General features: G+C 71.7%; 11 protein-coding genes. 7 read left to right on the plus strand and 4 right to left on the minus strand.

All coding sequences use genetic code 11. The annotated features are described in order from the left end of the window. Window positions 1-49: 49 nt before the first annotated feature. The gene (gene mutM / locus QMF80_RS32620) at window positions 50-919 is read left to right on the plus strand and encodes a bifunctional DNA-formamidopyrimidine glycosylase/DNA-(apurinic or apyrimidinic site) lyase (protein ID WP_283459990.1); all 870 of its coding nucleotides are present in this window, start codon (window positions 50-52) and stop codon (window positions 917-919) included. Here the strand turns inward: mutM and QMF80_RS32625 are convergent. Then, window positions 892-1299, minus strand: a complete 408-nt coding sequence (locus QMF80_RS32625; protein ID WP_283459992.1) for a winged helix-turn-helix transcriptional regulator — start codon at window positions 1297-1299, stop codon at window positions 892-894. The genes mutM and QMF80_RS32625 overlap by 28 nt on opposite strands. A 105-nt stretch (window positions 1300-1404) precedes the next feature. Between QMF80_RS32625 and QMF80_RS32630 the strand changes: the two genes are divergently transcribed. Then, on the plus strand, window positions 1405-2007 hold the full coding sequence (locus tag QMF80_RS32630; RefSeq protein WP_283459994.1) for a flavodoxin family protein: 603 nt from the start codon (window positions 1405-1407) through the stop codon (window positions 2005-2007). A gap of 7 nt (window positions 2008-2014) precedes the next feature. Here QMF80_RS32630 and QMF80_RS32635 read toward each other — a convergent pair whose 3' ends face one another. Continuing rightward, window positions 2015-2905 carry a CAP domain-containing protein gene (locus QMF80_RS32635; RefSeq protein WP_283459996.1) on the minus strand — a complete coding sequence of 297 codons (891 nt, stop codon included), beginning with the start codon at window positions 2903-2905 and terminating at the stop codon, window positions 2015-2017. 125 nt (window positions 2906-3030) lie between these two features. Here QMF80_RS32635 and QMF80_RS32640 point away from each other — a divergent pair, with 125 nt between their 5' ends. The 4 genes from QMF80_RS32640 to QMF80_RS32655 all read left to right on the plus strand — a co-directional run bounded on the left by QMF80_RS32640 (window position 3031) and on the right by QMF80_RS32655 (window position 9732). Continuing rightward, complete coding sequence (locus tag QMF80_RS32640) at window positions 3031-3312, plus strand: acylphosphatase (RefSeq protein ID WP_283459998.1); 282 nt, start codon at window positions 3031-3033, stop codon at window positions 3310-3312. Window positions 3313-3626: 314 nt separating this feature from the next. Then, the gene (locus QMF80_RS32645; RefSeq protein WP_283460000.1) at window positions 3627-3842 is read left to right on the plus strand and encodes a hypothetical protein; all 216 of its coding nucleotides are present in this window, start codon (window positions 3627-3629) and stop codon (window positions 3840-3842) included. 200 nt (window positions 3843-4042) lie between these two features. Continuing rightward, window positions 4043-8059: an SMC hinge domain-related protein gene (locus tag QMF80_RS32650; protein ID WP_283460002.1), complete on the plus strand. Its 4017-nt coding sequence runs from the start codon at window positions 4043-4045 to the stop codon at window positions 8057-8059. Between the two features lie 242 nt (window positions 8060-8301). Next, on the plus strand, window positions 8302-9732 hold the full coding sequence (locus QMF80_RS32655; protein WP_283460004.1) for a sugar porter family MFS transporter: 1431 nt from the start codon (window positions 8302-8304) through the stop codon (window positions 9730-9732). A 45-nt stretch (window positions 9733-9777) separates the two neighbouring features. On the opposite strand, the gene QMF80_RS32660 is transcribed toward QMF80_RS32655, so the two are convergent. Both QMF80_RS32660 and QMF80_RS32665 read right to left on the minus strand, forming a co-directional pair. Continuing rightward, entirely contained in the window at window positions 9778-10764 is a 987-nt protein-coding gene (locus QMF80_RS32660) for an LLM class flavin-dependent oxidoreductase (RefSeq protein ID WP_283460007.1), read from the minus strand. A gap of 71 nt (window positions 10765-10835) precedes the next feature. Next, window positions 10836-12320 carry a cytosine permease gene (locus QMF80_RS32665; protein WP_283460009.1) on the minus strand — a complete coding sequence of 495 codons (1485 nt, stop codon included), beginning with the start codon at window positions 12318-12320 and terminating at the stop codon, window positions 10836-10838. A gap of 666 nt (window positions 12321-12986) precedes the next feature. Here QMF80_RS32665 and ftsY point away from each other — a divergent pair. Further along, the gene (gene ftsY, locus QMF80_RS32670) at window positions 12987-14210 is read left to right on the plus strand and encodes a signal recognition particle-docking protein FtsY (RefSeq protein ID WP_283460010.1); all 1224 of its coding nucleotides are present in this window, start codon (window positions 12987-12989) and stop codon (window positions 14208-14210) included. Window positions 14211-14373: the final 163 nt, after the last annotated feature.

A 14373-nucleotide genomic window follows, 5' to 3' on the forward strand; every position in this document is an offset into this window, starting at 1 on the left:
CGGTACGCTCGGGGCGAGCCCCACAAGGACCGCCCTCCGAGGAGACACCGTGCCCGAGCTGCCCGAAGTCGAAGTCGTACGACGCGGGTTGGCGCGCTGGGTGGCCGGGCGGACCGTGGCCTCCGTCGAGGTGCTGCACCCCCGGGCGGTACGCCGTCACCCCGGCGGCGGACCCGATTTCGCGGCGCGGCTCACGGGCCGGACCGTCGGCGCCCCGCAGCGGCGCGGCAAGTACCTGTGGCTGCCCCTGGAAGACGGGGACCTGTCCGTACTGGCCCACCTCGGCATGAGCGGGCAGCTCCTGGTGCAGCCCACCGGGGCCCCCGACGAGAAGCACCTGCGCATCCGGGTCCGCTTCACCGACTCGGCCGGGACCGAGCTGCGCTTCGTGGACCAGCGGACCTTCGGCGGCCTCTCCCTGCACGAGAGCGCCCCCGACAGCGCGGACGGGCTTCCCGACGTCATCGCGCACATCGCCCGCGACCCCCTGGACCCGGCCTTCGACGAGGTGCTCTACCACGCGGCGCTGCGGGCCAAGCGGACCACGCTCAAGCGGGCCCTGCTGGACCAGTCCCTGATCAGCGGCATCGGGAACATCTACGCGGACGAGGCGCTGTGGCGCGCCAAGCTCCACTACGAGCGCCCCACCGCCACCCTCACGCGCCCGCTGAGCGGGGAACTCCTCGGGCACGTCCGCGACGTGATGAACGCGGCCCTCGCCGTCGGCGGGACCAGCTTCGACAGCCTCTACGTCAACGTGAACGGCGAGTCGGGCTACTTCGACCGCTCGCTCGACGCGTACGGGCGCGAGGACGAGCCGTGCAGGCGCTGCGGCACGCCCGTGCGGCGCAGGCCGTGGATGAACCGGTCCAGCTACTTCTGCCCGCGCTGTCAGCGCCCGCCGCGCGTCGCGTCGTAGGACTGCCGGGCCGCGAGGACCGGATTCATGCTGCCCTCGACGAAGTGGATCAGTGACAGCAGCCGCTCGGCGATCTCCCGGCCCAGCGGGGTCAGCTCGTAGTCGACGCGCGGCGGGTTCGTCGGCTGCGCCTCGCGGTGCACGATGCCGTCGCGCTCCAGCGCGTGGAGGGTCTGGGAGAGCATCTTCTCGCTCACGCCGTCGACCCGGCGGCGCAGTTCGTTGAACCGGCGCGCCCCGTCGTAGAGGGCGCCGACCGTCAGGCTGCCCCAGCGCCCGGTGACGTGTTCCAGGGTTTCCCGGGACGGGCAGTCGCGCGCGAAAACGTCGAACGGCAGTTCGGCGGATCCGGTGCTTTCGGTGCGGGCGGGGGTCTCCATGACGAACAGGCTACTCCTACGCAGCGCTAACCAGAAGGTTGCACTTCCGAAAAGTTAGTGCTTACCTTCTCTCGACGCACCACCACGTTCCAGAGGAGTTCCACCGTGTCCGCTTCCTTCCCCGCCCCCGTCGTCTCGATCGCCTACCACTCCGGATACGGGCACACGGCGGTGGTCGCCGAGGCCGTCCGTGCGGGCGCCGCCGACGCCGGGGCGACCGTTCATCTGATCAAGGTCGATGAGATCGACGACGCCCAGTGGGAACTCCTGGACGGTTCCGACGCGATCGTCTTCGGGTCCCCGACCTACATGGGCACCGCGTCCGGCGCTTTCCACGTGTTCGCCGAGGCCACCTCGAAGCGCTGGTTCGCCGACGCCTGGCAGGACAAGCTGGCGGCGGGCTTCACGAACTCCGCGTCCAAGAGCGGCGACAAGGGCAACACCCTGGACTTCTTCCAGACGCTGGCCGCGCAGCACGGCATGAACTGGGTCAATCTGGGCCTGAAGCCGGGCTGGAACACCACCACCGGTTCCGAGAACGACATCAACCGCCTCGGCTTCTTCGACGGCGCCGCCGCCCAGAGCTTCTCGGACCAGGGCGTCGAGGGCGTCCACAAGGCCGACCTGCTGACGGCCGAGCACCTCGGCCGCCGCGTGGCCGAGACCACCCGCGTCTTCGTCGCGGGCCGCGCCGCCGTCGCCGCCTGACGCGGCGCTAGAAGCCGAAGTCCTGGGTCCACCAGGGGCCGCCGGAGGCGAAGTGCACGCCGACGCCGAGGGTGCGGTAGTCGCAGTTCAGGATGTTGTCCCGGTGGCCCGGGCTGTTCATCCACGCCTTCATGACCGAGGCGGCGTCGCCCTGGCCCCGGGCGATGTTCTCGCCGCCGAGGCCGGTGATCCCTGCCTTGGACGCGCGGTCCCACGGGGTGTTCCCGTCGGGGTCGGTGTGGTCGAAGAAGCCGCGGACGGCCATGTCCTTGCTGAACGCGCCCGCGAGGGCCGCCAGCGGCGGGTTCGCCCGCACCGGGCCGCAGCCCGCCCGGGCCCGCTCCTGGTTCACGAGCGCCAGTACGGCCGCCTCCTCCGCGGAGTGACCCTCGGCGGGGGCGGGGGGCACGGAGGGCGCCGGGGGCTTGGCGGGCGCCGAGGGCCTGGCGGGCGGCGGGTCGGCGGGCTTCGCCGGGGCCTTCGTCGAGGGCGCGGCGGAGGGCGTGGCCGGGGCTGACGCGGAAGGGGAGGCCGAGGCGGAGGGGGAAGCCGAGGGGCTCGGCGAGGCCGACGGCGACGGCGCGTGCGAGGGCGACGGGGTGGTGGACGCGCCCAAGGCCTCGGGGGAGCGGCCGGAGAGGTTGGCCAGGCCGCCCTGTCCGTCCGTACTGCCCACGCCGCTGTCCGCGCCGTGCCGGGACCCGGAGGCCTCGCTCTTGTCGGCGGCGCCCTGCCCTATGAAGGGGAAGTCGGCGCCCACCGGCACCAGTCCGGTGGTTACGGCCGCGGTCCCGAGGACCACTGCCACGCAGGCGCCCAGCAGGCCGGTGCGCAGGGCGGTGCCGCCGCGCTTGCCGCGGCCGTCGCGCTGCGGCGCGGGGAGTCGGTGGCGTCCCATCGGCGGTGCCTTCCAAGATCAACCTTTACTCACCCAAATGGGTGAGTTCATTGAGGCGCGACTGTAGCCGATGCCACCGCGGGGGCGAGGTGCCCGGAAAGGGATCACCCGGTTAGCGTTCACACATGAACGAACATGTCCGAGTGACCGCGTGGGTGCGCGGCCGCGTACAGGGAGTGGGCTTCCGCTGGTTCACCAGGGCCAACGCGCTGGAGATCGGCGACCTGGTGGGCTTCGCGCTCAACCTCGACGACGGCCGAGTACAGGTCGTCGCCGAAGGTCAACGTGAGAATTGCCACCGGCTGCTCGACTGGCTGCGATCCGCCGACACGCCCGGGCGGGTGGACGGGGTCACAGAGATCTGGGGAATTCCGCGCGGCGGGTATGACGGGTTCGCGATCCGGTGATCATGAACTGATCGGATGTGCATACCGCCGGAACTGCGCATACGTTGCCGAGAGTGGTCATCCGTGGAAGGCTCGAAGGAGCGGATGATCTCCCCGCCCCTTGCCGGGAACGGGCTGCCCGCCGATACAGGGCGTGATCGTGTTGACCGTCAAACTTTTTGGTGAGACGCTGGAAGCCCCGCGCACCTGAGCTGTTTGGCAGTGTTGGCAGTATTGAGCGCAGTGACTGACAGCCACTGCCGGACAACGCGGGTGCGATTCCCTCACGACCCACACCGCTTCGGTCGGTCACTCAGTGTGGAGGACCATCCATCATGGCAAAGGCGCTTCTCGGTTACGTCGGCGGTTCCGATCCGCGACTCCTCGCCGAGATGCGACGGCTTCAGCAGCGCGTCCAGGACCTCGAGTCCGAACTCGGACGAATTCAGTCCGAGAATGACGCCCTGAATGCGGCCGCCGCTCAGCACGGAGACTTGCTGCTGGACAGCATCGACATCGACGTACCCCAGGCGGAGCCTGCGCTCACCTGACCCGCGATCTCGTCGCTTGACTGCCAGCCCTGCCCCGCTCGACTGTCAGCCCCGCTTGATCTGCAAGGGACGCCGCTCCGGCGTCCCTTCTTTCTTTCCGCCGCATTCGCTTTCGCGGTCGTCCGCATCGCCGCTTTCACGTCAGATGTGCCCTGCACCTTCATGGGTGAAACCGAACGTAAAAGGTAGAATCCGGCGGCGTGCACCTCAAGGCCCTGACCCTGCGTGGTTTCAAATCGTTCGCGTCTGCCACCACCCTGCGTTTCGAGCCGGGCATCACCTGCGTCGTGGGACCCAACGGCTCCGGCAAGTCCAATGTGGTGGACGCGCTCTCCTGGGTCATGGGGGAGCAGGGCGCCAAGTCGCTGCGCGGCGGGAAGATGGAAGACGTCATCTTCGCCGGGACCACCGGCCGCCCGCCGCTCGGTCGCGCCGAGGTGTCCCTGACCATCGACAACTCCGACGGCGCCCTGCCGATCGACTACGCCGAGGTCACCATCACCCGGATCATGTTCCGGGGCGGCAGCAGTGAGTACCAGATCAACGGTGACCCCTGCCGCCTCCTGGACATCCAGGAGCTGCTCTCCGACTCCGGCATCGGCCGCGAGATGCACGTCATCGTCGGCCAGGGTCAGCTGGACTCGGTCCTGCACGCCGATCCGATGGGCCGCCGCGCCTTCATCGAGGAGGCGGCGGGCGTACTGAAGCACCGCAAGCGCAAGGAGAAGGCGCTGCGGAAGCTGGACTCGATGCAGGCCAACCTCGCGCGCGTGCAGGACCTCGGCGACGAACTGCGCCGCCAGCTCAAGCCGCTGGGGCGGCAGGCGGCGGTGGCCCGGCGGGCCGCCGCCATCCAGGCCGACCTGCGGGACGCGCGGCTGCGGCTGCTCGCGGACGACCTGGTCACCCTGCGGGGCGCGCTCGACGCGGAGATCGCGGACGAGGCCGCGCTGAAGGAGCGCAAGGAGTCGGCCGAGGCGGAACTGGCCGGAGCGCTGCGGCGGGAGGCCGAACTGGAGGAAGCCGTACGCGCGCTGACGCCCCGGCTCCAGCGGGCGCGGCAGACCTGGTACGAGCTGTCGCAGCTGGCCGAACGCGTCCGCGGGACGGCTTCGCTGGCCGAGGCGCGGGTCAGGAGCGCGACGGCGCCGGTCGAGGAGGAACGGCGCGGCCGGGACCCCGAGGACATGGAGAAGGAGGCCGCCCGGATCCGCGAGCAGGAAGCGGAACTGACGGCCGCGCTGGAGGCCGCCGACCGCGCCCTGGAGGACACCTCGGCGCACCGGGCGGAACTGGAACGGGCTTTGGAGGGCGAGGAGCGGCGCCTGCGGGACGCGGCGCGGGCCATCGCCGACCGGCGCGAGGGCCTGGCCCGGCTGACCGGCCGGCTCGGCGCGGCCCGCTCCCGGGCCGGGGCCGCGCAGGCGGAGATCGACCGGCTGGTGGCTGCCCGGGACGAAGCGGAATCCCGGTCGGTGGCGGCCCGGGAGGAGTACGAGGCGCTGGCGGACGAGGTCGGCGCGCGGGACGCGGGGGAGTCCGTGACGGCCGAGTACGAGCGTGCCCGGACGGAGCTGGCCGCGGCGGAGGCCGTGCTCTCGGCGGCCCGGGACGAGCTGGCGGAGGCCCAGCGGTCCCGTGCGGCGGTGTCCGCGCGGCGGGAGGCGCTGGCGCTGGGCCTGCGCCGCAAGGACGGCACGGGCGCGGTACTGGCGGCCCGGGATCAGCTGGCGGGCCTGCTCGGCCCGGCGGCCCAGCGGCTGTCGGTGGCGCCGGGGTACGAGGTCGCGGTGGCGGCGGCGCTGGGCGCGGCGGCGGACGCCCTGGTCGTGACCTCCCCGGCCGCCGCGGCGGCGGCCATCCGCCACCTGCGCACGACCGACGCGGGCCGGGCGGCCTTCCTGATCGCCCCGACCCCGGTCCCGTCCCAGCCCTCGGCATCGGCGGGCCGGGGTGCGGGTGGCGGAGCCGTAGCGGCGTCGTCAGCGCCGGCCACGGAACCGGATCCTCCGCCGGCGGACCCGGCCGGGGGTGGGGGAGCTACCCCCCACCCCGCCCCTTCCCGAAACCGTGACTTCGCCCCGGACCCCGCGAGCGGCGCGGCGCCGGCGGCCCCGGCCCCGGCCGCCCCCGGCTCCGCCGAGGTCACGGCCCCGGCGGCCCCGGCCCACGTCCCGGGCCCGCCGGGTCCCGCCCCGGATCCGGGCTCCGCCCGGGCGGTCCGGGCAACCGTCCCGGCCGCCCCGGCCCCCGGCCCCGGCCCCGGCTCGGCTCAGGCGGTGGCGACCGCCCCGGTCGCCGGCCTGGCGGGGTCGGCTGCCGCGGGTCACGGCGGGGCTCCGACCCCCGCCGACGTCCCGGCCCCCACCCGGAGCGCACAGGCCCCGGCCGCCATCGGCTCCCCCGACGGCGAGGTCGCCCGCGGGACCGGCGCGGTGGCGTTGACGGAACTGGTCGGGGGGGACGCCGGGGTGCGGCGGGCCGTGGAGTGGGTGGCGCGGGAGTACCTGGTCGTGGCCGGCCTGGCGGACGCCGAGGCGCTGGTGGCGGCGCGGCCCGACGTGGTCGCCGTCACCGTCGAGGGGGACGTGCTCGGGGCGCACCTCGCGCAGGGCGGTTCCGCCGGGGCGCCGAGCCTGCTCGAAGTGCAGGCCGCCGTGGACGAGGCCGACGCCGCTCTCGCCGAACTGGAGACCCGCTGCCGGGACCTGGCCGGAGCCAGGGCGGAGGCCGAGGACCGCCGCCGCCATCACTCCGGTCTGGTCGAGGAGCTGGACGGGCGGCGCCGCGCGGGGGAGGCGGCGAGGGCCGGGGTCGCCCAGCAGCTCGGACGGCTCGCCGGTCAGGCCAAGGGCGCGGCGGGCGAGGCCGAGCGCTGCGCCGCCGCCGCCGCGAAGGCCCAGGACGCGCTGGAGCAGGCGCTGGCCGATGTGGAGGAGTGCGCCGAGCGGCTCGCCGTGGTCGAGGAGATGCCCGCCGAGGAGGAACCGGACACCGGCGTCCGCGACCGGCTCGCCGCTGACGGCGCCAACGCCCGCCAGACCGAGATGGAGGCCCGGCTCCAGCTGCGCACCCACGAGGAGCGGGTCAAGGCCCTGGCGGGCCGGGCCGACGCCCTCGACCGCGGGGCCAGGGCGGAACGCGAGGCCCGCGCCAGGGCCGAGCGCCGCACGGCCCGGCGCCGCCACGAGGCCCGGGTGGCCACGGCGGTGGGCGACGGCGCCCGCCAGCTCCTGGCGCACATCGAGGTCTCGCTGGCCCGCGCGGAGTGCGAACGCGTCGCGGCCGAATCGGCGAAGGGTGTCCGGGAGCGGGAGCTGGGCGAGGCCCGTACCCGCGGCCGCGACCTCAAGGGCGAACTCGACAAGCTCACCGACTCCGTGCACCGCGGCGAGGTGCTCGGCGCCGAGAAGCGGCTGCGCATCGAGCAGGTGGAGACCAAGGCGCTGGAGGAGTTCGGGGTGGCGGCGGCCGGGCTGGTCGCCGAGTACGGCCCCGGTCAGCCGGTGCCCCCGGGTCCGCCCGCCGACGGCGAGGAGGCGGACGCCGACCCCCGTCCGGGGGTCTTCGTACGGGCCGAACAGGAGAAGCGGCTGCGGTCCGCCGAGCGGGCGTACCAGCAGCTGGGCAAGGTGAACCCGCTGGCGCTGGAGGAGTTCGCGGCGCTGGAGGAACGGCACACGTTCCTGAGCGAGCAGCTGGAAGACCTGCGCAAGACCCGCGCCGACCTCCTTCAGGTCGTGAAGGAGGTGGACCAGCGGGTCGAGCAGGTCTTCACCGAGGCGTTCCGGGACACGGCCCGCGAATTCGAGGGGGTCTTCGCGCGATTGTTCCCGGGAGGCGAGGGCAGGTTGATCCTGACCGATCCCGACAACATGCTCGCCACCGGGGTGGACGTGGAGGCCCGCCCGCCGGGCAAGAAGATCAAGCGGCTCTCGCTGCTCTCCGGCGGCGAACGCTCGCTGACGGCCGTGGCACTGCTGGTGTCCATCTTCAAGGCCAGGCCCAGCCCGTTCTACGTGATGGACGAGGTCGAGGCCGCCCTGGACGACACCAACCTGCAACGGCTGATCCGGATCATGGAGGAACTGCAGGAGAGTTCACAGCTGATCGTGATCACTCACCAGAAGCGGACGATGGAGGTCGCCGATGCGCTCTACGGCGTGTCGATGCAGGGCGATGGGGTGTCCAAAGTCATCAGCCAGCGTCTTCGCTGATCCCCGCCCGCTCCACCTTCTGTTCAAGTAGTGAAGCCAGTAGTAGTACGCGCTCCCCCCGGTGGGCCACCAAAGCCAGGTTCAGAGAAGTTCCAACCAGGTCTTGACTTCATAAAATGAACACATAGGCTCGCACCCACTGCCCTTCCTTTCGGGTGGTGGCCGATCTTGAACTGTGCGCCACTGGAAGGAATCACCCCCACCTTCGCCCGTCACCGCAGCCGGGCACGCAGGAGCAGACCTTGACCAGCACAGCGCAGGCGTCCTCGTCAGGCGGCGGACGCGCATCACAGCCCGAACACCTCGGGCACGTCATCTTCATCACCGCGGCCGCGGCGATGGGCGGTTTCCTCTTCGGCTACGACAGCTCCGTCATCAACGGCGCCGTCGAGGCCGTCCGCGACCGTTTCGACGTCGGTTCGGGAACCCTCGCCCAGGTGATCGCCGCCGCACTCATCGGCTGTGCCTTCGGCGCGGCCACCGCCGGCCGCATCGCCGACCGGATCGGCCGTATCCGCTGCATGCAGATCGCCGCCGTCCTGTTCACCGCGAGCGCCATCGGCTCCGCCCTGCCGTTCGCCCTCTGGGACCTCGCCGTATGGCGTGTCATCGGCGGCTTCGGCATCGGCATGGCCTCGGTCATCGGCCCGGCCTACATCGCCGAGGTCTCGCCGCCCGCCTACCGCGGCAGGCTCGCGTCCTTCCAGCAGGCGGCGATCGTCATCGGCATCGCCATCTCGCAGCTCGTCAACTGGGGCATCCTCAACCTCGCCGACGGCGACCAGCGCGGCAAGATCGGCGGGCTGGAAGCCTGGCAGTGGATGCTCGGCGTGATGGTGGTCCCGGCCGTGCTCTACGGCCTGTTGTCCTTCGCCATCCCCGAGTCCCCCCGCTTCCTCGTCTCGGTCGGCCGCATGGAGAAGGCCAAGATCGTCCTGCGCGAGGTCGAGGGCGACCACATCGACGCCGACGCCCGGGTCCGCGAGATCGACAGCGCCATCCATTCGGAGCAGAAGTCAAGCTTCAAGGATCTGCTCGGCGGCCGCTTCGGCTTCCTGCCGATCGTCTGGATCGGCATCGGCCTCTCCGTCTTCCAGCAGCTCGTCGGCATCAACGTGATCTTCTACTACAGCTCCTCGCTGTGGCAGTCGGTCGGCATCGACCCGAGCTCCTCGTTCTTGTACTCCTTCGAGACCTCCGTAGTGAACATCATCGGTACGGTCATCGCGATGGTGTTCGTGGACCGCATCGGCCGCAAACCTCTGGCCCTCATCGGTTCCGTCGGTATGACGGTCTCCCTCGCGCTCGCCGCGTGGGCCTTCTCCTACAAGGACAACAGCGGCGGCGACATCGCCCTGCCGCACGCCCAGGGGCTGGTGGCCCTCATCGCCGCCAACTTCTTCGTCCTCTTCTTCGCCCTCTCCTGGGGCGTGGTGGTCTGGGTGCTGCTCGGCGAGATGTTCCCGGGCCGGATCCGCGCGGCCGCCCTCGGTGTGGCCGCCGCCGCCCAGTGGATCGCCAACTGGGTCATCACGGTCTCGTTCCCGACGCTCTCGGACTGGAACCTGTCCGGCGCGTACGTGATCTACGCGGTCTTCGCCCTGCTCTCGATCCCCTTCATCCTCAAATGGGTGCCGGAGACCAAGGGCAAGGCGTTGGAGGAGATGGGGTAACCATCCCCCGCCAACACCCCCTCTCCTCCGTGGCGCTGCCCCGGCTCAGTCCTTGAGCCGGGGCAGCACCCGTTCGCACAGCAATTCCAGACTGCGCCGGCCCTCGTCCAGCGGCATCCCGCCGCACAGGGGGTGCAGGACGAGGTTGCCCGCCTCACCCGCCTCCCGGGCGTACGCCACCGCCTCGTCCGGGGTCAGGATCCGGTACACGCCCTCCGTGCGCAGCTCCTCGACCGTGTGCGCGCCGGACCGTACCGCCGAGCGGATGTCCTTGGACTGCCAGGACGCGTACATGCCCGCCTCGTGCAGGAAGTGGTGCCCGTACGCCGCCCACGCGCGGTCCGGGTCCTCCGCGATGTGCAGCAGCGGGGTCCGGGCGGCGGGCATCATGCAGAAGCCCTCGGTGCCGTACTCCGCCAGCCGCGCCTGGTAGTACGCCTCCAGCTCCGGCAGGTGCGCGCTCGGGAAGAACGGCAGTCCCAGCCGGGCCGCGCGCCGGGCCGCCGCCTGCGAGCTGCCGCCCACCAGCAGCAGCGGGTGCGGCCGGGTGAAGGGGCGCGGGGTGACCTTCACGGTGCGGCCCCGGAACTCGAAGGGCTCGCCCGTCCACGCCTTCAGCAGGGTCTCCAGCAGCTCGTCCTGGAGCTTGCCGCGCCGGCCCCATTCGACGCCGTGCTGCTCGTACTCCTCGGGCCGGTAGCCGATGCCCGCGACCGTGACCAGCCGGCCGCCGCTCAGCAGGTCCAGGACCGCGATGTCCTCGGCGACCTTCAGCGGGTCGTACAGCGGGCCGATGATCGCCGAGACGGTGACCGCGATCCGGCGGGTCGCGCCGAAGACGGCGGCCGCGAAGGCGAAGGGCGAGGGCAGCCAGTTGTTGTCGGTGCCGTGGTGCTCCTCGGTCTGGATGGTGTCGATGCCGTGCTCGTCCGCGTACCGCGCCATCTCCAGGGCCGCCTGGTAGCGCGCGGAGAGGGTCTCGGGCGTGCCGTCCGGGTCGATGAGGTTGAACCGGGCCACGGTGATGGGCATGAAGAAGTCCCCCTTTCGCCTTGCTGCCCGTAGGACGGGCCGGGCGAAGGGGGACGTTAGCTGACGCAGCATCAGTTGGACAGGGATCCGGCGAGCGCGGGCTCCTCCGCGGCCCCGGCGGGGGCGGCGGGCGCCGACGCGCGCGGGAGTACGGCGTACAGCAGGCCCGAGGTGACGATCCCGGCCGCCCAGCCCAGGCCGTTCTCGCCGATCCAGGTGCCCGCGAGCGGGCCGCCGAACCAGTCGACCTCGGTGAACAGCAGGCCCACGGCCAGGGCCGCCGCCCACGCCGTCATCGCCTGCCAGGCGAAGCCGCCCTTGTACCAGTAGGCGCTGGTGCGCCCGGTGTTCAGCAGCGCCGCCGCGTCGTACGTACGGCCGCGCAGCATGTCCACGCCGAAGACGCCGATCCAGGCGGAGAACGCCACCGCGAGCAGGGTCAGGAACGAGATGAACGACCCGAAGAAGCTGGTCGCCACCACCATCAGCAGGAAGCCGAAGACCAGGCTGATGACGGCGTTGACGCTGACCGCCCAGGCCCGCGGGACCTTGATGCCGAGCGTCTGCGCGGTGAAGCCCGCCGAGTACATCGACATCGAGTTGATCAGCAGCATGCCCACCAGGGCCACGAGCAGGTACGGAACGGCGATCCAGACGGGCAGCAGCTCGCCGATGAAGGACACCGGGTCCTGGGCCGTCGCCAGGTCGGGAGTGCCGACCGCCATGACCGCGCCCATCAGGACCATCGGGATGACGACCACGGCCGCGCCGCCGATCGTCGCGCCGACCATGCCCCGCGAGGAGGCCGTGCGGGGCAGGTAGCGGGTGAAGTCGGGGCCCGAGGGCACCCAGCTGATCCCGCCCGCCGCGATCGTGCCGATGCCCGCGACCATCATCGCGGTCGAACCGGCCGGCTTGTCGAAGACGCCGGACCAGTCGGTCTCGGCGATCAGATAGCCGAGGACCAGCACGCTGAACGCGCCGAAGAGGTACGTGGACCACTTCGAGCAGACGCGCAGCGCGTTGATCCCGAGCCCGGAGACCAGGAAGGTGCAGCCGACGAAGAGCAGCAGCGTGACCACGATCAGAGGGGTGTTCTTCCGGATCCCGAAGAGCAGGTCCAGGATGGTCAGCACGGCGAAGGCGCCGCTGACCGCGTTGATGGTCTCCCAGCCCCAGCGGGCGACCCAGATCAGCGCGCCGGGGAAGAGGTTGCCGCGCTGGCCGAAGACGGCGCGCGAGAGGGCCATGCCGGGGGCGCCGCCGCGCTTCCCGGCGATCGAGATCAGCCCGACGAGCCCGTAGGAGAGGACCGGCGCCGCGATCGCGACGACCAGCACCTGCCAGAAGTTCAGCTTGTTGAAGATCACCAGGCCCGCGCCCATGGTCAGCAGCAGCACGCTGATGTTGGCGGCCACCCAGGTGGGGACGAGTTCGCGGACCCGCCCCGTGCGCTCGCTGTCCGGGACGGGTTCGAGGCCGCGGGTCTCGACCGCGGTCTCGCTCGCGGTCGCTATCGCGGTCTCTATCGCGCCGTCGGCGGGCTCGGCAGACATGCGGTACTCCGTGGGGGAGGGAGGGTCGGCAGGGGAAGTCGTCCATCATCGTAGATTTAAGGCGAAAAGCTCAAATAGAGGCTTACGCCCCTGGGCCTTCCGCCACGGCCCGGGCTGCCGACTGACGGCCGACGACTGACGACTGACGACGTCGGATGGTGCGATGTCGCGAGTTCTGTCCGGGGGAGGCGTCCGTGACTACGCCGGGTTCTCGGTGTCGGCGATCGTCCGGCGCGGAAGGCGGCGCGCGGTCTCCAGGTCGGCGGCACGTTGATCGGCTACCCGTGGTTGTGCACGGGTTCGCCCCGACCACGGCGGACGACCTGGTGACCCTGTCGGCGCTCGCCGGCCGGCATCCGACGGTTCCGCTGGTGGTCAGCCAGCTCGGAGGACTCGGTTCCGATGCCCCGTACGGGGACCCGGCCCTCACCCGGGCGATGGTGGAGCGGGTCACCAGCCCGGGTGAGGTGCGCGACCGGGTGCTCGGCGGGACGATCGCCGCATTGGTCGGGCTTGCCCGAGGCAGGTGGGCCGATCCGTCAATGGCCCCCTGGGTCGCCCCGCGCGGCTCGCGATGGCCCGTACGCGCACCGTCACGGGCTCGCACCGTCACGGGCTCGCACCTTCTGCGGCTCCCCGCCTTTCGTGACCGATACTGGACGGGTTATGGAAATCCTCATCCTTGCCGTAGTCATCGCCCTGGTCGCGGTCGGCGCGATCAGCGGGCTCGTGGTCAGCAGCCGCAAGAAGAAGCAGCTGCCCCCCACGGCGCCGTCGAGCACGCCGACCATCACTGCCCCGCCCGCCGAGCCGCAGGTCGGGGAAGACGCCGCACCCACGAAGGACGAGCCGCGACGCACGATCGAGGAGGTCGCCCTCCCCGATGCGGAGGCCGCCACCGACTCGCCGGTCGCCATCGAGGACCCGGTCGTCGAGGCACCCGCCGCGCCCGCCCTCGACGTCCCCGAGCCCACCGCGGGCAGGCTGGTCCGGCTGCGCGCCCGGCTCGCCCGCTCGCAGAACTCGCTGGGCAAGGGGTTGCTGACGCTGCTCTCCCGCGAGCACCTCGACGAGGACACCTGGGAGGAGATCGAGGAGACCCTCCTCATCGCCGACGTCGGTGTCGCCCCCACGCAGGAGCTGGTGGACCGGCTCCGCGAGCGGGTCAAGGTCCTCGGCACCCGCACCCCGGCCGATCTGCGCGCCCTGCTCAAGGAAGAGCTGGTCGCGCTCCTCGGCACCGACTTCGACCGCGCCGTGAAGACCGAGAGCGGCGTCGACACCCCGGCCGTCGTGATGGTCGTCGGCGTGAACGGCACCGGCAAGACCACCACCACCGGCAAGCTGGCCCGCGTCCTGGTGGCCGACGGCCGCAGCGTGGTCCTGGGCGCGGCCGACACCTTCCGCGCCGCCGCCGCCGACCAGCTCCAGACCTGGGGCGACCGGGTCGGCGCGCGGACCGTGCGCGGCCCCGAGGGCGGTGACCCGGCCGCGATCTCCTACGACGCGGTCAAGGAGGGCATCGCCGAGGGCGCGGACGTCGTCCTGATCGACACGGCGGGCAGGCTGCACACCAAGACCGGCCTCATGGACGAGCTGGGCAAGGTCAAGCGGGTCGTGGAGAAGCACGGACCGCTGGACGAGGTGCTGCTGGTGCTCGACGCCACCACCGGCCAGAACGGCCTGACCCAGGCCCGTGTCTTCGCCGAGGTCGTGGACATCACCGGCATCGTGCTGACCAAGCTCGACGGCACGGCCAAGGGCGGCATCGTGATCGCCGTCCAGCGCGAGCTGGGCGTCCCGGTCAAGCTGATCGGTCTGGGCGAGGGCCCGGACGACCTGGCCCCCTTCGAGCCCGAGGCCTTCGTCGACGCGCTGATCGGCGACTGACCCGGACCGGTACGTTCCGCAGGGCCCCCGCACCCACCTTGGGTTCTAGTGGTTGTCGCAACACCCCAGTTCAGGGGATGCGATGGACTTCCGGATCCGTGAGGTGCGGAGCCCTCAGGGGCGAAAGAAGCTCGCTGAGGAACGGGCTGGATACTTCCAGCTC

This window comes from Streptomyces sp. G-G2, from assembly GCF_030063135.1.
Taxonomy (GTDB): domain Bacteria; phylum Actinomycetota; class Actinomycetes; order Streptomycetales; family Streptomycetaceae; genus Streptomyces.

Coding starts and splice junctions, on each gene's coding strand:
- QMF80_RS32635 (WP_283459996.1), bottom strand. CDS start 2,905: ATGGGACGCCACCGACTCCCCGCGCCGCAGCGCGACGGCCGCGGCAAG.
- QMF80_RS32660 (WP_283460007.1), bottom strand. CDS start 10,764: ATGCCCATCACCGTGGCCCGGTTCAACCTCATCGACCCGGACGGCACG.
- ftsY (WP_283460010.1), top strand. CDS start 12,987: ATGGAAATCCTCATCCTTGCCGTAGTCATCGCCCTGGTCGCGGTCGGC.
- QMF80_RS32645 (WP_283460000.1), top strand. CDS start 3,627: ATGGCAAAGGCGCTTCTCGGTTACGTCGGCGGTTCCGATCCGCGACTC.
- QMF80_RS32625 (WP_283459992.1), bottom strand. CDS start 1,299: ATGGAGACCCCCGCCCGCACCGAAAGCACCGGATCCGCCGAACTGCCG.
- QMF80_RS32640 (WP_283459998.1), top strand. CDS start 3,031: ATGAACGAACATGTCCGAGTGACCGCGTGGGTGCGCGGCCGCGTACAG.
- QMF80_RS32665 (WP_283460009.1), bottom strand. CDS start 12,320: ATGTCTGCCGAGCCCGCCGACGGCGCGATAGAGACCGCGATAGCGACC.